Raw genomic sequence first — 19,515 nt, forward strand, 5'->3', positions numbered from 1 at the left:
TCCATATCCCCTAGAATCCGTCGAACTCGCCTTTCCTCGGTTTTATCCGTCCTGACGTGAGCGCGGCGTCTCGCCGTGCCGATGAATAGGGTGGCCACCCCTGGGGTGTGACGTCCGATAGGCCATGATGACCTTTCGGGGCTTCACCTCCATCGTCCTCAGGCCAACGTGTGACGGGTAAGCCGTTGCGTGTCGGAGATCTGACACTCCTGCCTCGGGCGGGGGCATCACGCCGAGGGTCTTCCGACCGGGACGTTGGTGTCGGGCGAGGCGAACGGATTCACGTCCGGAGCCGACCGAGCCGAACCTATAGGGGCCTGTTTGATTACCCGCACGATCGATCGATCAGGCAACTCTACCAATCCTTCGAGGACATCGCGATGATCAGCGCGCTTTTGCTTTTGGCCGCGAGCACCGTGGGCGACCATTCCAAAGTCCTGCCCGCCGCCCAGGCTCCGGCCAAGTACACCCCGGCCCCCGTGGCCCCGGCCAAGGTGATGCCCGCCCCGCAGGCCCCGGTCAAGGTCCTGCCGGCCCCCCAGGCCCCGGTCAAGGTGATGCCCGCCCCGCAGGCCCCGGTCAAGGTCCTGCCGGCCCCCCAGGCCCCGGTCAAGGTCATGCCCGCCCCGCAGGCCCCGGTCAAGGTCCTGCCGGCCCCCCAGGCCCCGGTCAAGGTCATGCCCGCCCCGCAGGCCCCGGCCAAGGTGATGCCCGCCCCGACCAAGGTCCTGCCCGCCCCGCAGGCCCCGGTCAAGGTCATGCCCGCCCCGCAGGCCCCGGCCAAGGTGATGCCCGCCCCGACCAAGGTCCTGCCGGCCCCCCAGGCCCCGGTTAAGGTCATGCCCGCCCCGCAGGCCCCGGTCAAGGTCCTGCCGGCCCCCCAGGCCCCGGTCAAGGTGATGCCCGCCCCGCAGGCCCCGGTCAAGGTCCTGCCGGCCCCCCAGGCCCCGGTCAAGGTGATGCCCGCCCCGCAGGCCCCCAGCAAGGTCTACCCGGCCCTGCAGGCCCCGGCGAAGGCCGCCCCGCAGTCCTGATCCGACGCGGGACCGGGCTCGCCCGATCCCGCGACGATTGAAGGCCAAACGGACGCCCAACCCTGGAAACGGGGTGGGGCGTCCGTCTTCGTTTGCGCCTCGGCGAGATTCATCCATGCCCGGCCGGGAGGGGAGGGGCCTCGCTCAGGCGTTCATCACCTTGCGGAAGGCCTCGCGGAACTTCGCCATCTCCTCGCGGGTCCCGATCGAGACCCGGACGTGCTCGGGCATCGAGGCCCAGGTCCGGCCGATGGCGACCTTGTGGTCGAGCAGGGCGCGGAAGACATCGCCGCCCGGGCGGCGGACGGAGACCATCAGCATGTTGGCCTCGGACGGCAGGCACGGATAGCCCTGCTTGTCGAGCCACTCGGCGGTCTCCTCGCGGATCTCGGCGATGACCTTGCGGCGGTGCTCGACCAGCCCCTTCACCTTGAGGCTGGCGGTGGCCCCCACCATGCCCGTGACCGGCATCGCCCCGGCGCCGAAGGACTTGATCTGGTCGAGCAGGTCGGGCCGGGCCAGCGCCGCCCCGGCGCGGAGGCCCGCCATCCCGTATAATTTGGAGAAGGTCCGCAGGATCACCACGTCCTTGCCGGCGGCCACGTGGGGCGAGCCCGGCTCGGCGGTCTTCGCCAGGTGGATGTACGCCTCGTCCAGCAGGACCACCGCCCCGTTGGGCTTGTTGGCGACCAGGAAGTCGATGTCATCCTTGCGGGTGACCGACCCCGTGGGGTTGTTGGGGTTGCAGACGTAGATCAGACCGGCCCCGGGGTCGGCCGCGGCCATCGCGCGGACGTCGTGCGACCCGTCGGCACGAAGCGGCACCCGGGCCACCTTCGCCCCGACGAACCGTGCGGCCCGCTCGCCGGCCTCGTAGCCCGGATCGGCGATCACCAGGCTTTTGCCCGGCCCGGTGAACGCCAGGACCGAGCGATGGAGCGGGTCGCTCGAACCCGCGAACGCCTGGACGTGGTCCTTCGAGAGCCCCTCGATACCGGCCAACGTCTCGGCGAATTCGAAGGTCTCGTTGTAAAGGTAGCGTCCCCCCCGGGCGACGACGGCATGGATCGCCTCGGCGGCCTCGGGGCAGGGGCCCATCGGGTTCTCGTTGGCGTTGATCCGGACGGCGTCGGCCGGCAGGCCGGGCAGGGCCGAAAGCCCCTGCGCCAGCGCCGCCTCGTTGTAGAACGGCAGGGACGCGCCGGCGGCCAGCAGGGCCGCGGCCCGCCCGAAGGCGCGGCGGGACACGGCTCGGCGGACGCGCTCGGCGGCGGGATGGTCGTTCATCGCTGCTCCTCCGGGATGTCGGGTCGGGGCTCGATGGGGCCGGGCGGGAAACCGACTCGGTCGAAGGAGAGGCCGACGCGAGGACCGTGGCCGGTCGGTCGCCATTGTATTCCCCCTGGCGACCGGCGTAAACGCTCGAACCCACCCAGGGCGACCAGTCGACGCACGTCACGGGACCCGTCGCCGACTCGGCATGCGGGAGCCGACCGATTCCAGCAAGGGCACCGGCGTCCCGACGGTGGACGAGGCCCGTGCCATCCGGGCGTCCGAAGGGCTCGCCCTGGAACGCCGCCCCAGGATCGGCGATGATCCGGGGGTCCGACCTCCCCTCCCGGAGCCAGCGATGAACCGAAGACTTCCCGCCGGGCTGACCGCGGCCGGGCTCGCCCTGACACTCTTCGGCGCCGCGGCGGTCGGCCCCGACGACTCCGCCGAGGCACCCGCCCCGCCCCCTTCCGTGGAGGAAGCCCGGCAGCGGGCACGGCTGCTCCACGGGACCATCCACGACACGCTCCAGATCGTCCACGCCCGGTATTACCGGGAGGACGAGGGGCTCATGATCCCGGCGGCCAGCTTCAAGCAGGTGTTCCAGGAGGTGGAAGAACGAGACGGCGTCAAGCTCCGCTGGCTGGTCGTCGACGGGAGGGCGATGAACATCGACCACAACCCGAAGGATGACTTCGAGAAGGGGGCGGCGAAGGCCCTGGCCTCGGGCCGGGTGCAGCACGAACTCGTCGCCGACGGCGTCTATCGCTACGCCGGCCCGATCACGCTGCGGGCCGAATGCCTGAAGTGCCATGCGCCGGGCCGGTCGAGCAACAAGAGCCGCACGGCGGGCCTCCTGATCTCGATCCCGATCGCCAAGAAATAGGGAATCGCCCCTCCCCCGGCCCTCATCTCTCCGCGATGCCCGGGCCCCACCCCAGAACAGGAACGATGATGAACATCGGCCGATCCCTCCTCGTGGCCCTGGCCCTCCTCCCGACCCGATCGCCGGCCGACGACAGGTTCGCGGACGGGGATTTCACCATCGGCCCCGAATACGCGAACGCCCCGGAATTGACCGTCAAGGAAGGGGTGCCCCGGGGCGTGGTCACGCGGTTCGTCATGAACTCCGAAGACTCGAAGATCTACTCGGGCATCGCGAAACGGCAGAGCGGCGTCGTCCCCTACAAGCGGAAGGTCTGGGTCTACGTGCCGAGGCAGCACGTCGCGGGGGCGGAGTTGCCGTTCATCATCGCCCAGGACGGGGGCGGATATGTGAGGACCCTGATCCCGGCCCTCGACACCCTGATCCATGAGGGGCGGGTGCCGGTCATGGCGGCGATCCTGGTCGACTCGGGCGGGGGCGACGCCCAGGGCAGCCAGCGGGGCCTGGAGTACGACACCGTGTCGGGCCTCTACGCCGAATTCGTCGAGAAGGAGGTGCTCCCTCGGGCCGAGAAGGAAGCGGGGGTCAAGTTCACCAGGGACCCGGACCTCCGGGCGACGATGGGCGGGAGTTCCGGCGGGGCGGCCGCGTTGACCATGGCCTGGTTCCGCCCCGACCTCTACCGCCGCGTGCTGACCTATTCCGGGACTTATGTGAACCAGCAGTCGCCGAGGAACCCGGAGTCGCCGCATGGGGCGTGGGAATACCACGAGAATCTGATCCCGAAGGCCGACCCCAAGCCGCTGCGGGTCTGGCTGGAAGTGAGCGAGAACGACAACGGGTCGAAGCGGGACGAGGCCAGCCTGCACAACTGGGTCATGGCGAACCGGCGGATGGCCGCCGCGTTGAAGGCGAAGGGCTATCACTACCGATTCGTCTTCGCCAGGGAGGCCGGTCACACGGACGGCAGGGTCACGCGCCAGACGCTGCCCGAGGCGCTGGAGTGGCTCTGGCAGGACGCCCCCAAGCCGAAGGCGGGTTCCTGATGGGCGGCGAGGACCCCACGACCCCGGCCTACTTCGAGACGCCCGCCGAGTTCCGGGCCTGGCTCGAACAGAACCACGCCGGGGCCCAGGCCCTGCTCGTGGGCTTCCACAAGAAGGGGACCGGGCGGCCGAGCCTGACCTGGCCGGAGTCGGTCGACGAGGCGCTCTGCTTCGGCTGGATCGACGGCGTCCGGAAGGGGGTCGATGCCGACCGGTACACGATCCGGTTCACCCCGAGGAAGCCGGGGAGCATCTGGAGCACGGTCAACGTCGCCAAGGTCCAACTGCTCATCGAACAGGGCCGGATGACGCCCGCCGGCCTCGCCGCCTTCCAGGCCCGGACGGAGGGCCGATCCGGCATCTATTCCCACGAGCAGGGGGAGGTCGAGATGCCCGAGCCGTACCTGACGCTCCTGCGCGGGGACGCCGCGGCGTGGGACTTCTTCGGCAAGCAGCCCGCGTCCTACCGGAAGGCGGTCCACTGGTGGATCGCGGGCGCCAAGCAGGAGGCCACCCGGCGGAAGCGCCTGGAGAAGCTGATCGAGCACTCGGCCCGGGCCGAGCGGGTGCCCCAGTTCACCTGGAAGAAGTCGTCGGGTTGACCCCGGGGCGTCCCCACCCCTCGGGGGTTTGCCGGCGCCGGGACGTTCGGCGATCATGGGCGTGGTGAAATCGCCATCGTCGCCACGCAACCGGGGACGCCCATGGAACGAGAGCAATTGCAGGCGGTGTTCGACCAGAAATGCGCGTCGGGCTACGACCAGCAATGGTCGAAGATCGCCCCTCTGCGGGAGGCATTGCACCTGCTCATGGGGGCCGTCCTCTCCGACCTGAGGGCCGACGCGCGGATCCTCTGCGTCGGCGCGGGGACGGGGCCGGAGGTGATCGACCTCGCCGAGAGATTCCCGGGCTGGCGATTCGTCGCGGTCGAGCCCTCGGCCCCGATGCTCGACGTCTGCCGCCGGAAGGCCGAGGAGCGAGGGATCGCCGCCCGCTGCGTGTTCCACGAGGGCTATCTCGAATCGCTCCCGCCGTGCGAGGAGTTCGACGCAGCCACCTCGCTGCTCGTCTCCCAGTTCATCCTGGATCGGGCCGAACGGTCCGGCTTCTTCCGGGGCATCGCCGATCGCCTCCGCCCCGGGGGCCTCCTGGTGAACGCGGACCTGTCGTCCGACGCGGACCCGGAGGCCTACGAACGCCTGCGAGGGGCCTGGTTCCGGATGATGCGGGACGGGGTCCTCACCGCCGAGGCCGTCGAGAAGATGCGGGCGGCGCACGACCGCGACGTGGCCCTGCTGCCGCCCGGGGAGGTCGCCGCGATCATCTCGGCCGGCGGCTTCGATGCCCCGGTCCAGTTCCTCCAGACCGGCCTGATCCGGGCCTGGGTGGCGCGACGGGCCTGACTTGGCGCGGCGGATCTTGCCTGTACCCCGATCCGGGACGATGCGATGATGGCGGTCCGATCGCGAGCGGACGCCCTGCGCCATCCCACGGACTCCCCCGAAGGACCATCGCCCATGCCCCTCCACCTCGTCGGCGACGACTCCGGTCCGCCCGCGGAGAATCCCCTGGAGGCCCTCGTGCTCGACGACCTCATCCGGGCCGCCGGGCTGGCCAGTTCGGCCCGGATCGCCGAGCGCCTCGGCGTCGCGTCCGCGCAGGTCGAGCGCGTCCTGAAGACCCTGGTCCGCAAGGGCCGGGCCAGGACGTGCCGGTGGGCGGACGGCGTCTTCTACGAGGCGATCGAGAAGCCGGCGGACTGAAGGGGCCGGGGCGGGGGCTCACCCCGCCTTCTGGGCGATCGCCGCGAGGTTCCCGGCCGGGAGCGGTACGACCCACCCCCCGGCGCGGCTGGACGCCAGGCCATCGATCACCATCGGCTTGATCCGGGCGGGGAAGGGGAACAGCCGGGCCCAGTAATTCAGCGGGTAGGCGTTGAACGTCGGGCGGACCCGCACGGTTTCGAAGCCGGCCTCGTTGAGAAGGCGGCGCAGGCTGGCGGGCGAGAAAAGCTGGAGGTGTTCGACGTCGAAGATCGGCGACTTCCGGCCGAGGACCTTCGCCGAGAAGGCGCGGCGGTTGTGGCCGATCAGGAACAGGATGCCGCCCGGCTTGAGGGCGACGAACGCGGCGCGGCAGAATTCGAGCACGTCGCTCAGGTGCTCGATGGTCTGGAAGCAGGAGACCAGGCTGAGCGAGCCGGGGGGAAAGGTGTCCGGCCGGAAGACTTCCTTCAGGATCAGCGGGCGGATCGAGGGATCGGCCTGCTCGATCGGCGCCGCGGAGGGCTCGACGCCGCGGACCTCGGTGAACCCGGCCGCGATCAACTCGTGCAGGAAGGCGCCATCGCCCGTGCCGATGTCCGCCGCGCCGACCTGGTCCGGCAGGGCGCGGGCGATCTCGGGGAGGAACCGGGCGTAGGACCGGCTGGCGAGCCGGGCCTGATCCCCGCTGTCGAAGGCCGCGTCGCGGTAGAGGTCGGCGAGCGCATCGGGGCCGGGGGCGGGGTCGGCATAGAGCAGGTCGCACCGCCGGCATTCGGTGAGCCGCCAGTGCATGTACTCGGGCAACTTCCGCGAGGCGAAGGCGAACCGGTCGAGCCTCTCGGGGTCGACGTTCGCCTCGGCGAAGAGTCGCCCCGCGTCGTCGCGGCCGCAGAGCGGGCAGGCCCTGGCTTCGAGCTGAAACGTCTGCATGCCGATATCCTCAGGCTCGTGTTTCCGCGACCACCGTGTACCCCAGGCAATCGTCGCCGCCCCGGCCGCCCATCGAGGCGGCCGCGATCGCGGCCAGCGCGACGAGGGCCGGCATCGACAGCAGGCCCATCGCCCGGGACGCGACCGACGCCACCCCCTTCGACTTCGGGAAGAGCAGCGGCAGCACCAGGGCCATCGTCTTGTAGCAGGCCACCGTCAGGGCATTGCCCCGAGCATAGACCGCGATCCCCGTGAAGCCCGCCTTGCCGAGCAGGGCGTCCAGCGACGACGGGGTGAATCGCCAGTAATCGTGGGGGATGTAGTGCCAGCGGGCCGCGAACGGCACCGTCATGACCAGCCGGCCCCCGGGCTTCAGGCAGCGGGCCCCCTCGGCCAGGAAGGTCGCGGGGTCGGCGACGTGTTCGAGCGTCTCGGTGCAGAGCACCACGTCGACCGAGCGATCCTCGACCGGCCAGCGATCCCCCTCGTAATAGGTCGTGTCGGGGATCGAGTAGCCGAAGTTGCTCAGGGCCCGAGCGTCGTCGATGGCCCGGTAGGTCGCGGCCGGGCCGACGAGCGACCGGTAGGGCTGCGCCCCGGCCCCGACGTCGAGGACCACGCCCCGGCACGCCGGGAGCAGCCGCGCCAGGTCGCGCCAGATCGACCCGGCCTGGAGGTCGAGGAACCGCCGGGCCGCGGCGATCGCCCGGTCGCGGAGGCTCGCCGTCGGGGTGAAGGTGGGCGGGCACCAGGCCTCGTCCCGGCTCCCGATCAGGTTGCGGCGGGGCAGCATCTCATTCATCGGTCGATCCCCAGCGTCGCGAGGCGGCCTCGGCGGCGGGTCGGACCTCGCCGTCGCGGATCACGCTCTTGCGGATGAACAGGGGGCGACGCTTGACCTCCTCGAAGATCTTCGAGATGTACTCGCCGATCACCGAGATGGCGAACAGGTTCACCGCCCCGAAGAACAGGACCAGCACCAGCAGGGTCGTGAAGCTCGGCGGCACGCGCGACGGGAACAGCAGCCGGCCCAGCACCTGGAGCGCGACCAGGGCGCAGGAGATCCCGAACAGCACGGTCGCCACGGCCGACAGGATGTTCAGCGGCGTGTTGCTGAAGCTCAGGATCCCCTTCTTGGCCCACCCGATGTTCTTCAGCAGGCTGTTGGTCGTCCGGCCGAACATCCGCTCGGGCCGCACGTAGTCGACGCCGGTCTGGCGGAACCCGGCGAAGGCACGCACGCCCCTCAGAAAGAGGTCGCGCTCCGGGAAGGCCAGGATCGCCCGCACCACGCGCCGGTCCATCAGCGAGAAGTCGCCCGCGTCGTGGGGGATCTTCAGGTAGGAGAACGCGTCGAAGACCCGGTAGAAGGCCTTGTAGGCGAACTGCATGAACAGGCTGGCCTCGCGCTTCACCCGCCGCCCGTAGACGATGTCGTACCCCTCGCGCCAGAGGGTGACGAACCGCTCAATCAGCTCGGGCGGGTCCTGGAGGTCGCCGTCCAGCAGCACGCACGAGTTCTTCGAGGCGATCTCCATGCCGCTCATGAAGGCCGATTGCGAGCCGAAGTTCCGCGAATGCGTGATCCCGACCACCCGACGATCCCCGAGCGAGATCGCGCGGATGACCTCCTCGGCGTCGTCCGGGCTGGAGTCGTTCACGAAGATGATCTCGAAATCGATGCACAGCTTGGTGAACACCGCCTTGAGGCGTTCATACATGATCGGGATGGCGGGCCCATCCTTGTAGCAGGCGACGATGGCGGTGACGCTGTAGACGGTGTCGAGGCCGTATTCCTTGGACGACTGGGCATAGCTCGACTTGTCGGGCATCTGGCGATACCAGTCGGCGGTCCGCTCCAGGCCCTCGCGGAAGTCCGTCCGGGGCTCCCAGCCCAGGCTGTCCCGGGCCTTGTCGATCAGGGCGTACCAGTCCCGGACGTCCCACCGGCGCTCGGGCATGGTGAACGCGGGCTCGGCGTCGATCCCGAACAGGTCGCGGGCGACCGTCGCGACCTCCCCGATGCTGGTCTTGCGGCCGGTGCCGATGTTGAACGACTCGCCGTAAAGGGCCGGGTCGAGGTTCAGCGCCGTGTCGACGAACGCCTCGGTCACGTCGTCGACGTAGACGAAGTCGCGCGAGATGGAGGGGTCGACGAACTGCGGGTAACGCCCCTCGACCCCGTGGCGCACCACGCCCGGGATCAGCCGCGCCGCATCCTCCAGCGGGCCGTACACCGAGTAGAGCCGGAGGTTGGCGCAGGGGAACTGCTTCCGCTTGCCGTAGTAGTGGAGCAGGTTCGCGGTGGCGACCTTGGAGACGGCGTAGTCGCTGTTGGGCGAGGGCGGGGCCGACTCGTCCGGGCCGGCGGCGTTGTCGCCGTATTCCGAGGAGCTGCCGGCGTGGACGAACATCGCGATCGACCGCGACTCCAGCCGGGCCAGCAACCTCGTGATGAAGTGGAAGTTGGTCCGGTAGATCAGCTCGCTGTCGGTTTCGAACGAATACGCGCCATAGGCCACGCAGTGGAAGATGGTCCGGGGCCGCACCTCGTCGAGCAGGGCGTCCAGGTTCTTGTCGACCAGCAGGTCGACGACGCGGACGTTCTCGGCGGGGAGCCCCGCCAGCCGCCAGGCGGGTGAGCGCGAGGTCGTCCCGTAGACGTCCCGGCGCGACCGGGAGAGCGTCCTCATCAGGTTCGCCCCGACGAACCCGCTCGCGCCCAGCACGAGGATCGGCCCCTGGAGCCGGCCGATCTTCTCGGACAGGGGGACGCGGGATGCCGGCAGGGGCCTTGCGATCGTCTGCATCACGAATCCTCGGCGTCGAGGAAGCGGAAGATGGCCGCAGCATCCAGGCCGCACTCGGCGCGGTGGAATCGCTGCGACCCGTACAATCCCGAGGGATAACCGAGGGCATTCCGGGCGGCGAACCGGGCCGGGGTGCGGCCGATCGCGGCCAGTTCCGAGGCGACCATCTGGGCGACGCCGCCCTGCGCGACGTGCTCCTCGACCACGAGCAGCCGGCCCGACCGCGCGAGGTCGTCCAGGAACGCGGCGGGGAACGGGCCGATGGGAAGCTCGCCCAGGAGCCACAGGGAGGGGCGTCGCTCGGGATCGAGCCGCCGCAGCGCATCCCAGATCCCGCCGGCCAGGGGGCCGGCGACCAGCACCACCCAGCCCGGCCCGTCCATCAGCCTCCGCCAGGGGGCATACGCCGGCTCGGGCAGGTCCTTCGGCGGCTCGGCGAGCCCGAGGCGGAGGTAGGCCGGCCCGCTCGACGCGAACAGGCGATCCGCGATCGGGCCCATGTCGCCGTCAAAGGCCGGCAGGTATGCCCTCATGCCCGGCAGGCACATCAAGGCCCCGTAATCCTCCAGCGCGTGGTGGGTCGCGCCCATCACGCCGTACCCGTAGCCGCCCCCGTTGCCGACGATCACGACCGGCAGCCGGTGGAAGCAGACGTCGTTGCGGATCTGCTCGTAGGCCCGGGCGTAGAGGAACGGCGCGATGCTGTAGACCCAGGGCCTCAGCCCCTCGCGGGCCATGCCCGCGGCGATCGACACCATGTTCTGCTCGGCGACCCCGGCGTTCAGGAAGCGATCGCCGAGCGCGTCGCGCAGCGGTTCGAGCGCCCGGAACCCCAGGTCGCCCGACAGGAAGACGAACTCGGGGCGGCCCGCGGCCGCGACCATCGATCGCGAGAAGACGTCACGCATGATGACGGGCCATCCCATACCCGTGGAGGCGATCCACCTCTTCGAGGGCCTGGAGGTACTGGGGGTCGGACATCGCCAGGTAGTGCGAATCCATCCGCCCCTCCATGAACGAGACGCCTTTCCCCTTGATCGTCCGGCCGACGAGAGCGACCGGGCCTTGCCCGTCCGCGTCGAGGCCCGCGACGATCGCCCCGCGCGAGTGGCCGTCGACCTCCCGGGTCGTCGCCCCGAAGGCCCGGAACTTATCGGCGAGCGGCCCCAGGTCGGCCACCTCGGCGGTCGTGCCGAAGCCCTGGAGGCCGTTCAGGTCGACCAGGATCGCCAGGTTCGAGAGCCTTTGGTGACTGGCGAAGATCAGGGCCTCCCAGCAAGAACCCTCGTCCCACTCCCCGTCGCTCATCAGGCAGAAGACCCGCCCCGGCTCCCCCTTGAGCCGCTTGGCCATCGCCAGCCCGGCGGCCAGGGACAGCCCGTGCCCCAGGCTCCCCGTCGCGAACAGGACATCCTCGATCCCCGAGGCGGGGGGATGCCCGCTCAGGCGGGTGCCCTCGCCGTGGAACTGGCGCAGGTCGTCGTCGCCCAGGCGGCCCAGCGTCCAGAGGGTGACGTAGTACGCCCCGGCCGAGTGGCCCTTGGACAGCACGAAACGGTCGTCCGGCCCGAGGACGTCGTGGTGCAGCGCCAGCAGCATGTCGAGGCAGGAGAGGTTCCCGCCGATGTGCCCGACCCGGCTCTCGTGGTGCATCCGCAGGAGCCGGCGCACGGCCTGGTGGCGGAGGTCGGACCAGGACTGCGCCCGCGCGTCGATGGGCGGGCGGGGCTCCGCGTCGGGGCCCGGGACCAGGCGGAAGTGCGGCCCGGCGAAGATCCGCCGGACGCCGCGGAGTGTCGCCCGCCAGCGTCGGCTCGCCGGGCGGATCGCGGGATCAGCCATGACGTTCCTCCTCCCCGTGAGAGGCCAGGGCGGCGCCGCGCTCGTCGGCGTCCCGCCCGCTTCGCTCCGCCTTCATGCCGAGCAGGATCGAGGATGGGGCCGGGCCGCCCCGCCTCGGGATGAGCGGCAGCAGCGGGACGCCGACCGACAGGATCAGCCCCGCCAGGGTCAGCCAGGCGCCGACCCGGCGGCCCTCCGAGTGGAACCGGAACAGGACGCGATGCGCCCCTTTGGGGACGACGCAGGAGAGGAAATCCCCGTAGGCCCGGCCGAGGCGGGCCGGCCGGCCGTCGATCTCGGCCTCCCAGCCGTCGTGGAAGCTCTCGGACACGACCAGCAGCTGCCGCGTCGGCGCCTCGGTCCGGACGTCGATCTTGCCGGGCCGTTCGTGGGCGATCCGGGCCTGCCCCGGCGCGGCCGGCGGCAGGTTCAGCGCCCGATCGGTCAGGGCGATCGCCCCGGGATCGATCGTCTCGATGTCCCGCTTCGGGTCGGTGCTGACCTGCGTCCGGGTCACCAGCCGGGCCTTCGGCAAGGGAGGGGCCGGTGCCTTCGCCCAGGACTGCCCCCTCTCGGTGGCGTCCTCCAGGATCCAGCCGACGCCGGCCACCCTCATGCTATTCGGGGTGTCGTAGGTGAGGGCCCGCCTGGGCACGAGCGACACGTACCCCGTCATCGTGCTCATGCCCTTCATGGTGAAGGGATCCTGCCAGATCGGGTGGAGCAGGGCGAAGCCGACGCGGCCCGGTTCCGCCGGGGCGGGGAGCGACTTGCGGCCGTCCACGTAGGACGACAGGGATTCGGGGGGGATCAGCAGGGTCACGTGGATCGCATAGGCCGCCTGGTCGATGCCCGTCAATATGACGAGGAGCGGCAGCGCCAAACGCCAACCGCGGGCGGACAGGGCCACCAGGACCGCGGCCACGGCCAGCAGGAGCGGCCCGATGGCCCGCACCGGAAGCGGCGAGACCACTTCGCCCCGCAGGTACGCCGGCCACATCCCCTCGGGCAGCCCGGGCGCCAAGCAGAGGAACAGGCCCAGCATCAGCGGAAGCCCCAGCGGCCAGAGCCGTCGCCAGGGGATCCGTTGATGCCTGGCGGAGGCCTCGGCGAGCGTCGCGTATGCCAGGGCCGCCAGCATCGCGCCCGCCAGTTGGTAGAGGATCAGGTAACGCGCCGAGATCCGGAATCGCCCGATCACCGGCACCTTGACCATGAGCCGGAACAGCGGGGTGAAGTCGCCGAAGGCCAGCAGCAGGCCGATCGCGGCCAATCCCAGCGCGAAGGCCGCCAGCACCCGCGACGAGCCCGCCAGCGACCGCCGCGAGATGATCAGCCAGGCCAGCAGGACCGGGATCGACGCGCCGAGGTAGGTCGAGAAGGCGTGGACCCGCCAGTCGTACATCGAGGTGGGCGGTTCGAGCACCCCCTCGTCGGTGGCCATCGGCGGCGTCACGGCCCGCGAATGGGTCAGGTAGGGCGAGAACGATTGCAGCAGGTTGGCCGGCGGGAGCGACCCGGTCGCGATGTAGGTCAAGGTCGGCCGCTCGCGGCGCGACTCGCGGAACGCCTCCCAGCTCGGCAGGAGCTGGATCGACCCGGCCAGGATCCCGAGCCCCAGCGAAACCCCCAGCCCGGCCACCCTCCGCCGCGACCCGGGCATCCGCCAGGCGAGGAACAGGGCGTAGAGCCCCTCGCCGAACATCGAGATCCACAGGAACTGGACGTGCCCGATCAGCAGCTGCGACGCGGTCAGCAGGGACAGGGCGATCTTCGCCGCCGCCGCCCGCCTCCGGTCCTCGGATCGGAGCGCCACGTCGATGGACAGCAGGGCCCAGGGCAGGTGCCCCAGCAGGCTCGACACGCTCGTGTGGATGTATTGGAGGAGGTTCTGGCCGCCGAAGGTGAAGACCAGCGCTCCGAACAGGCAGGCGTCGCGCCGGAGGCCCCAGCGGGCGAGCAGGAGGGCGAACCCGACGAACATCACCGGGTAGGGCCAGATCACATCCAGGTTCAGCGCCAGGTCGAGCGGCAGGGTGCCGTACAACCCATGGATCAGCGGATGGGCGAACCCGCCCCCCTCGCCGTAGAGCGAGAACCCCCCGAACAGGGCGGGGCACCAGGACGGGTCCGTCCCATTGGCGAGGCACCCGGCGAAGAAGGACCGCAACGGGATCGAGTAATAGGCGATATCGTCATTGATGTAGACTTTGCCCAGCGCGATCGGCAACGCCATGAGGAGGGCCATCGAGGCCGCGACCGCCAGCAGGGTGCGGGATCGCACCACCTCCCCGTCGTTGGACACAGAGCACCTCCATGCGCATGGCCGAGTCACGCCCGGCCGCCCCTCCGATCCATCGGGACTCATGGGACACCCGCACGGCATTCGCACGCCCCGCGGGTCGCAGGCGGCGGTAGGATATGAACTGTTGCCGGATCGAGGAAGGCCAAACGAGCGGGATTCGCCGGGCCCGAAGGCCCGCCGCCCCGGGGCCCGACGGGCGTCCGCGATGCCCGGCATCTCCCGGGCGAGAGCCCGGCGAAATCGGGCCGCGCCCGCGGAGCAAGATCCTCCCGCCCTCGCCGGCCGACGTCCCCGGGCGCGTCACGATTGGGCGATCGGCCCCATAGGCGGGCCCCGACCCGGCCGTTAGAGTATTCCGGTGCAAGCGGCGACAACATCGCGAGGGCATCGACACGCCCGCATCCGGACGCTCTCCGGGGCGTGACGATTGCCGACGTCTTCCTGGGGTGGTGGCATGAGGATTTCCTGGGTGTTCCCGTTCGTTCTGGCGATCCTCCCATCGGCCCGGGCCGACGGCCCACCGGCCGCGCATTCGGCGCCGTTGCCTCCGCTGGAGGCCGCCAAAGGGATGGCGCTGCCGGAGGGATTCCGGGCCACGCTCTTCGCCGCCGAGCCCGACGTGCGCCAGCCGATCGCGATGGCGACCGACGAGCGCGGCCGGCTCTGGATCGCCGAGAACTTCTCCTACCCCGGCTGGCTCCAGCCGGCCCAGGAGAAGGACCGGATCCTGATCCTGGAGGATCAGGACGGCGACGGCCGCATGGACCGCCGGACGGTCTTCTGGGACCAGGGGACCACCGTCTCGGGGCTGGTCCCGGGCTTCGGGGGCGTCTACGTCGCCGCCACGCCCCACCTCCTGTTCATCCCCGACCGCAACGGCGACGACGTGCCCGACGGCCCGGCCGAGGTGATCCTGGACGGCTGGGACGTGAAGGCCCAGCATAACCTGTTCAACGCCCTGAACTGGGGGCCCGACGGCTGGCTCTACGGCTGCAACGGGATCCTGTCCAACTCCCGGGTCGGCCGCCCCGGCACACCCGAGCAGGACCGCGTGCCGATCAACTGCGGGGTCTGGCGTTATCACCCGACGACGCATGCGTTCGAGGCCGTCGCCCACGGGACGACCAACCCCTGGGGGCTCGACTTCGACGACGTCGGACAGATGTTCGTCACCAACTGCGTGATCCCCCACCTCTACCACGTCATCCCCGGCGCCCGGATGGAGCGGATGTTCGGCGAGGACTTCAACAAGAACACCTACCAGCGCATGGCCACGTGCGCCGACCACGTCCACTGGAACACCGCCGAGGCCTGGAGCGACATCCGCAACCTCGGCGTGACGGCCACCACCGACCGGGCCGGCGGGGGCCACGCCCACACCGGGGCGATGTTCTACCTGGGCGACAACTGGCCGGATCGCTATCGGAATACGGTGTTCACCAATAACATCCACGGCCATCGGATCAACAACGATCGGCTCGAACGGTCCGGCAGCGGGTACGTCGCCCGCCACCAAACCGACTTCCTCCGGTCCAACGACCCCTGGTATCGCGGCATGGAGCTGCGCTACGGGCCCGACGGCGGGGTGTACCTCACCGACTGGTCGGACGTCGGCGAATGCCACGAGACCGACGCCGACCACGCCCACCGCGAGAACGGGCGGATCTTCAAGATCACCCACGGCGACGTGAAGCCGGTGCGGGTCGACCTCGCGAAGCTGGACGACTTGGCCCTGGCGAAGCTCCAGACCCACCGCAACGACTGGTACGTCCGGCACGCCCGCCGGCTCCTCCAGGAGCGGGCGGCGGCCCGCCCGATCGACGCCGCCGCCCTGGCGGAGCTGGCCCGACTGTTCCGCGACGGGGCCGGGGCCCCGCTCAAACTGCGGGCGCTCTGGGCCCTCCACGTCGTCAACGGCCTGGACCGGGCGAAGCTCCTGGAGGCGACCCGGCACCCCGAGGAGGAAGTCCGGGTCTGGGCCGTCCGCCTGCTCGCCGAGCCGGGCAAGCTCTCCGATCCCGAGCGGACGCGGTTCGAGCAGATGGCCCGAGATGACGCCTCCCCCCGGGCCCGCCTGTCCCTGGCCTCGGCCCTGCAACGCCTGCCGGTCGCGGATCGATGGGGCATCGGCGTCGGGCTGCTCGGGCACGCCGAGGACGCCGCCGACGCGAACCTCCCCCTGATGACCTGGTACGGGATCGAGCCGCTGGGCGGGGCCGACCCGGTCCGGGCGGCCGGGCTGATCCCCGCGTCCCGGATCCCGCTCCACCGCCGGTTCCTCGCGCGGCGGGCCGTGCAGTCCGGCGAGGGGGCCGGCGCGCTGGTCGCCCTGCTCGGGCGTGAGGCCGACCCGGCGATCCAGCGGGACGTCCTGACCGGGATGGGCGAGGCCCTCCGGGGCCGCCAGAAGTCGGAGCAGCCGCCCGGATGGGCCGGGGTGTTCGACCGGCTCACCGCGTCCTCGGATGCGGGGGTCCGGATGCAGGCCGCGAAGCTGTCGCTGCTCTACGGCGACCCCCGCGGGGCCGAACTCCTGAAGGCGAAGCTCGTCGATGCCTCGGCCCCCGCCCCGGAGCGCCGCGAGGCCCTGGATGCCCTGGCCAGCCGCAAGGTCCCCGGGCTCGCCCGGACGCTCCAGGGCCTGATCGACGACCCGGCCGTGCGCGGCCCGGCGATCCGGGCCCTGGCGGCGTTCGACGATCGGGACACGCCGGCGGCCGTGCTCGGGCGCTACCGGGCCTTCGCCGAGGCCGATCGGGAAGATGCGATCAACATGCTGGCCGCCAGGGCCTCCTCGGCCCGAGCGCTCCTGGACGCGGTGGCCGCGGGCACCGTCCCCCGCCGCGACCTCTCCGTGACGGCGGCGCGGCAGATCCTGGCCCTGGGCGATGCCGAGGTTTCGGCGAAGCTGGAATCGGCCTGGGGCTCGATCCGCCCCACCTCCGGGGCGAAGGCCGACCTGATGAAGAAGTACAAGGCGGCGCTCTCGCCGGAGGCCCTCAAGGCCGCCGACCTGCAAAGCGGCCGTTCCGTCTTCAATCGGACCTGCGCCGCGTGCCACAAGCTCTACGATGCGGGCGGGGACGTCGGGCCCGAGCTGACGGGCTCGGACCGGGGCAACCTCGACTACATCCTGGAGAACGTCCTGGACCCCAGCGCCACCGTCGGCCGGGACTACAAGCTGAACACCTTCGGGCTGAATGACGGCCGGATCATCTCCGGGATCCTCCGCGCCCAGGACGAGCGGACCGTGACCGTGCAGACGGCCAACGAACGCCTGACCATCGACCGGGGCGAGATCGAGGCCTTCAAGCCCTCCGAGCAGTCCATGATGCCCGAAGGCCTGTTCGAGACGCTTTCGGCCGAGGAGCTCCGCGACCTCGTCGCCTACCTGGCCTCGAAGTCCCAGGTCCCCGCGCCCGCCCGGCCCGGATCCCCCTGACCCCGGGCCGACGATGAAGCCCGCCCCGTCGCCCCATCCCGGAGGGCGACGGGCCCGGCCGGGGCGGCATACCGAGGCGATCGACCATGAAGCTATCCCACCGGATGAGGATCCACGCCCGCTACGCCCGCTATCTTCTGTGGGAATTCCGGTGGTCGCTGGCCGTCTTCTGGACGCTGGTGCTCGGCGGCGGCGTCGTCCTGCTCCACACCTCGAACGGCCAGCACCTCGGGTACGCCGAGGCCTGCTACGGAATCTTCCTGCTGATCTTCCTGGAATCCGCCCTCGACTTCCCCCGCGAATGGTACCTGCAGCCGTTCTTCTTCCTGCTGCCGATCCTCGGCCTGGGGGCGGTGGCCGACTCGCTGGTCCGGCTCGCCTACCTGACCTTCACCAAGAAGAACAACCTCCCGGAGTGGCAGCGCATGGCGGCCTCGTTGCACCGAGACCACGTCGTGATCGTCGGCATCGGCAAGGTCGGCTACCAGACGCTGAAAGGGATCCTCGCCCTGAACGAGGCGGTGGTCGCCGTCGAGCGGCCCGGCGCGGATTCGGAGTTGCTCGACGAACTGGTCGACCTCGGCGTGCCGCTGATCCGGGGGGATGGCCGCACGGTCAAGACGCTCGAACAGGCGGGCGTCCGGCACGCCAAGGCGGTCATCCTGGTCACCAGCGACGACCTGACCAACCTGGACGCCGGCCTCACGGCGCGCGACCTGAATCCCAACGCCCGCATCGTGCTCCGCCTGTTCGATGAATCGCTGGCGGTGAAGGTGCGGGGGGCCTTCGCCATGCCCGCCATCTCCACCGCACTGGTCTCCGCCCCGGCGTTCATCGCGGCGGCCACCGGGCGGCACGTCTACCAGGAGTTCCAGCTCGGGGGCGAGCCGCTCCACCTGACCGACCTGACAGTCGACGCCGGCGGCAAGCTGGTGGGCCAGACCGTGGGTGCGCTGCAGGCGGGGAGCAAGGTCAACGTCGTCATGTATCGCGGGCGCGGGGGCGTGGACGTCAACCCGGCCCACGGCGTGACGCTGCACGCCGGGGACGAGATCCTGGTGATCGCCAGGATCGAGCGGCTGATCGAGCTGGATTCCCTGAACGGCAGCCGGGGCGACCGCCCGGCGATCGTCGCCGGCGCGGCGAAGGAGAAATGAGGCCGGCCCGCCGCGACTCCGCCCCCATCGGATCGACGTCGCGGCGGGCCGGGGTCGCCCGAATCCTCCCCTGAGATGACGGTGGGATCATGCACTATCAGGAACTGGGCCGGACGGGCTTGCGGATCTCGCGACTCTCCCTGGGCGGCTCCGCGATCGGGCAGCAGCACGGCCCGGTGAGCGTCGCGGAGGTGGACGAGACGGTCCGCCTCGCCATCGACTCGGGGATGAACTTCGTCGACACCTCCGCCTACTACGGCGAGGGCCGCTCGGAGGAAATCCTCGGCGAGGTGCTGTCGGGCGGCCTGCGCGACCGGGTACTGCTCGGGACCAAGGCCGGACGGCTGGCCAGGGACGTGTTCGACTTCTCCCCGGCCGGGTTTCGCCGATGCTTCGAGGCGTCGCTGAAGCGGCTCCGGACCGATTCGGTCGACATCTTGCTCGCCCACGACATCGAGTTCGCCGGCAACCTCGAACGGGTCTTCACCGAGACCGCGGACACGCTCCACCGCCTGAAGGCCGAGGGGAAGGCGCGGTTCGTCGGCATGTCCGGCCTGCCCCTGGCCGTCCTGCGGGAGGCCGTCGAGCGCTGCCGCCTCGATGTGGTCATGAGCTACTGCCATTACAATCTCCAGGATCAGACGTTGATCGGGGACCTGCTCCCGGCGGCGGACGCCCACGGCGTCGGCGTCCTCAACGGCAGCCCGCTGGGGATGGGATTGCTGACCGACGGCGGCCCCCCGGCCTGGCACCCGGCCGACGAGGAAATCAAGGCGGCCTGCCGGGAGGCGGCGCGATATTGCCGCGACCGCGGCCAGGACATCAGCCTGCTGGGCATGCAGTTCTGCGTCGCCGAAGCGCGGATCGCCTCGACCCTCACCGGCACGGCGAAGCGGGACGAGCTGGAACGCAACCTCGCTGCCATCGAACGGCCGATCGATCCCGAGTTGCTCGCCTCTGTGCAGGCCATCCTCGCGAAGGTCCGCGACCGGAGTTGGCCGAGCGGCCACGACCCAGGCAACTGA

General features: G+C 70.7%; 16 protein-coding genes. 9 read left to right on the forward strand and 7 right to left on the reverse strand.

The window, feature by feature from the left end; all coding sequences use genetic code 11:
• Nucleotides 1-380 precede the first annotated feature (380 nt).
• Nucleotides 381-1,034, forward strand: a complete 654-nt coding sequence (locus tag TA3x_RS07625) for a hypothetical protein (RefSeq protein ID WP_435019875.1) — start codon at nucleotides 381-383, stop codon at nucleotides 1,032-1,034.
• A gap of 144 nt (nucleotides 1,035-1,178) precedes the next feature.
• Here TA3x_RS07625 and TA3x_RS07630 read toward each other — a convergent pair whose 3' ends face one another.
• On the reverse strand, nucleotides 1,179-2,321 hold the full coding sequence (locus tag TA3x_RS07630; RefSeq protein ID WP_435019877.1) for a pyridoxal phosphate-dependent aminotransferase: 1,143 nt from the start codon (nucleotides 2,319-2,321) through the stop codon (nucleotides 1,179-1,181).
• A 343-nt stretch (nucleotides 2,322-2,664) separates the two neighbouring features.
• Between TA3x_RS07630 and TA3x_RS07635 the strand changes: the two genes are divergently transcribed.
• The 5 genes from TA3x_RS07635 to TA3x_RS07655 all read left to right on the forward strand — a co-directional run bounded on the left by TA3x_RS07635 (nucleotide 2,665) and on the right by TA3x_RS07655 (nucleotide 6,001).
• Nucleotides 2,665-3,192 (forward strand): c-type heme family protein, encoded by a 528-nt coding sequence (locus tag TA3x_RS07635; RefSeq protein WP_435019879.1) that lies wholly within the window; start codon nucleotides 2,665-2,667, stop codon nucleotides 3,190-3,192.
• Between the two features lie 65 nt (nucleotides 3,193-3,257).
• A complete protein-coding gene (locus TA3x_RS07640) occupies nucleotides 3,258-4,238 on the forward strand; it encodes an alpha/beta hydrolase (RefSeq protein ID WP_435019881.1) in 981 nt (326 codons plus the stop codon).
• The gene (locus TA3x_RS07645; RefSeq protein WP_435019883.1) at nucleotides 4,238-4,840 is read left to right on the forward strand and encodes a YdeI/OmpD-associated family protein; all 603 of its coding nucleotides are present in this window, start codon (nucleotides 4,238-4,240) and stop codon (nucleotides 4,838-4,840) included. Before TA3x_RS07640 ends, TA3x_RS07645 begins: the two co-directional genes overlap by 1 nt.
• A gap of 102 nt (nucleotides 4,841-4,942) precedes the next feature.
• Entirely contained in the window at nucleotides 4,943-5,641 is a 699-nt protein-coding gene (locus tag TA3x_RS07650) for a class I SAM-dependent methyltransferase (RefSeq protein WP_435019885.1), read from the forward strand.
• Between the two features lie 114 nt (nucleotides 5,642-5,755).
• Nucleotides 5,756-6,001, forward strand: a complete 246-nt coding sequence (locus tag TA3x_RS07655) for a hypothetical protein (protein ID WP_435019887.1) — start codon at nucleotides 5,756-5,758, stop codon at nucleotides 5,999-6,001.
• 18 nt (nucleotides 6,002-6,019) lie between these two features.
• On the opposite strand, the gene TA3x_RS07660 is transcribed toward TA3x_RS07655, so the two are convergent.
• The 6 genes from TA3x_RS07660 to TA3x_RS07685 are packed head-to-tail and all read right to left on the reverse strand — an operon-like array spanning nucleotide 6,020 to nucleotide 13,891.
• Nucleotides 6,020-6,934: a class I SAM-dependent methyltransferase gene (locus TA3x_RS07660; protein WP_435019888.1), complete on the reverse strand. Its 915-nt coding sequence runs from the start codon at nucleotides 6,932-6,934 to the stop codon at nucleotides 6,020-6,022.
• A gap of 10 nt (nucleotides 6,935-6,944) precedes the next feature.
• The gene (locus tag TA3x_RS07665; protein ID WP_435019890.1) at nucleotides 6,945-7,736 is read right to left on the reverse strand and encodes a class I SAM-dependent methyltransferase; all 792 of its coding nucleotides are present in this window, start codon (nucleotides 7,734-7,736) and stop codon (nucleotides 6,945-6,947) included.
• Entirely contained in the window at nucleotides 7,729-9,744 is a 2,016-nt protein-coding gene (locus tag TA3x_RS07670; RefSeq protein WP_435019892.1) for an NAD-dependent epimerase/dehydratase family protein, read from the reverse strand. Before TA3x_RS07670 ends, TA3x_RS07665 begins: the two co-directional genes overlap by 8 nt.
• Complete coding sequence (locus tag TA3x_RS07675; protein WP_435019894.1) at nucleotides 9,744-10,652, reverse strand: transketolase; 909 nt, start codon at nucleotides 10,650-10,652, stop codon at nucleotides 9,744-9,746. Before TA3x_RS07675 ends, TA3x_RS07670 begins: the two co-directional genes overlap by 1 nt.
• Nucleotides 10,645-11,586 (reverse strand): transketolase, encoded by a 942-nt coding sequence (locus TA3x_RS07680; RefSeq protein WP_435019896.1) that lies wholly within the window; start codon nucleotides 11,584-11,586, stop codon nucleotides 10,645-10,647. The genes TA3x_RS07675 and TA3x_RS07680 overlap by 8 nt, the downstream gene beginning before the upstream one ends.
• Nucleotides 11,579-13,891: a YfhO family protein gene (locus TA3x_RS07685; RefSeq protein ID WP_435019898.1), complete on the reverse strand. Its 2,313-nt coding sequence runs from the start codon at nucleotides 13,889-13,891 to the stop codon at nucleotides 11,579-11,581. The genes TA3x_RS07680 and TA3x_RS07685 overlap by 8 nt, the downstream gene beginning before the upstream one ends.
• Before the next feature lie 469 nt (nucleotides 13,892-14,360).
• On the opposite strand from TA3x_RS07685, the gene TA3x_RS07690 reads away from it, so the two are divergent.
• The 3 genes from TA3x_RS07690 (at nucleotide 14,361) to TA3x_RS07700 (ending at nucleotide 19,515) form a co-directional block, all read left to right on the forward strand.
• Complete coding sequence (locus TA3x_RS07690; protein WP_435019900.1) at nucleotides 14,361-17,333, forward strand: PVC-type heme-binding CxxCH protein; 2,973 nt, start codon at nucleotides 14,361-14,363, stop codon at nucleotides 17,331-17,333.
• Between the two features lie 86 nt (nucleotides 17,334-17,419).
• A complete protein-coding gene (locus tag TA3x_RS07695; protein ID WP_435019902.1) occupies nucleotides 17,420-18,490 on the forward strand; it encodes a potassium channel family protein in 1,071 nt (356 codons plus the stop codon).
• A gap of 89 nt (nucleotides 18,491-18,579) precedes the next feature.
• Entirely contained in the window at nucleotides 18,580-19,515 is a 936-nt protein-coding gene (locus tag TA3x_RS07700; protein ID WP_435019905.1) for an aldo/keto reductase, read from the forward strand.

Origin of the sequence: Tundrisphaera macrotermitis (assembly GCF_051175315.1) — a bacterium.
GTDB lineage: Bacteria > Planctomycetota > Planctomycetia > Isosphaerales > Isosphaeraceae > Tundrisphaera.

What these genes read in the sequence shown, in the direction of transcription:
- TA3x_RS07660 (WP_435019888.1), bottom strand. Translation starts at nt 6,934, where the DNA reads ATGCAGACGTTTCAGCTCGAAGCCAGGGCCTGCCCGCTCTGCGGCCGC.
- TA3x_RS07625 (WP_435019875.1), top strand. Translation starts at nt 381, where the DNA reads ATGATCAGCGCGCTTTTGCTTTTGGCCGCGAGCACCGTGGGCGACCAT.
- TA3x_RS07695 (WP_435019902.1), top strand. Translation starts at nt 17,420, where the DNA reads ATGAAGCTATCCCACCGGATGAGGATCCACGCCCGCTACGCCCGCTAT.
- TA3x_RS07675 (WP_435019894.1), bottom strand. Translation starts at nt 10,652, where the DNA reads ATGCGTGACGTCTTCTCGCGATCGATGGTCGCGGCCGCGGGCCGCCCC.
- TA3x_RS07665 (WP_435019890.1), bottom strand. Translation starts at nt 7,736, where the DNA reads ATGAATGAGATGCTGCCCCGCCGCAACCTGATCGGGAGCCGGGACGAG.
- TA3x_RS07700 (WP_435019905.1), top strand. Translation starts at nt 18,580, where the DNA reads ATGCACTATCAGGAACTGGGCCGGACGGGCTTGCGGATCTCGCGACTC.
- TA3x_RS07655 (WP_435019887.1), top strand. Translation starts at nt 5,756, where the DNA reads ATGCCCCTCCACCTCGTCGGCGACGACTCCGGTCCGCCCGCGGAGAAT.
- TA3x_RS07640 (WP_435019881.1), top strand. Translation starts at nt 3,258, where the DNA reads ATGATGAACATCGGCCGATCCCTCCTCGTGGCCCTGGCCCTCCTCCCG.
- TA3x_RS07645 (WP_435019883.1), top strand. Translation starts at nt 4,238, where the DNA reads ATGGGCGGCGAGGACCCCACGACCCCGGCCTACTTCGAGACGCCCGCC.
- TA3x_RS07650 (WP_435019885.1), top strand. Translation starts at nt 4,943, where the DNA reads ATGGAACGAGAGCAATTGCAGGCGGTGTTCGACCAGAAATGCGCGTCG.
- TA3x_RS07630 (WP_435019877.1), bottom strand. Translation starts at nt 2,321, where the DNA reads ATGAACGACCATCCCGCCGCCGAGCGCGTCCGCCGAGCCGTGTCCCGC.
- TA3x_RS07635 (WP_435019879.1), top strand. Translation starts at nt 2,665, where the DNA reads ATGAACCGAAGACTTCCCGCCGGGCTGACCGCGGCCGGGCTCGCCCTG.
- TA3x_RS07680 (WP_435019896.1), bottom strand. Translation starts at nt 11,586, where the DNA reads ATGGCTGATCCCGCGATCCGCCCGGCGAGCCGACGCTGGCGGGCGACA.
- TA3x_RS07670 (WP_435019892.1), bottom strand. Translation starts at nt 9,744, where the DNA reads ATGCAGACGATCGCAAGGCCCCTGCCGGCATCCCGCGTCCCCCTGTCC.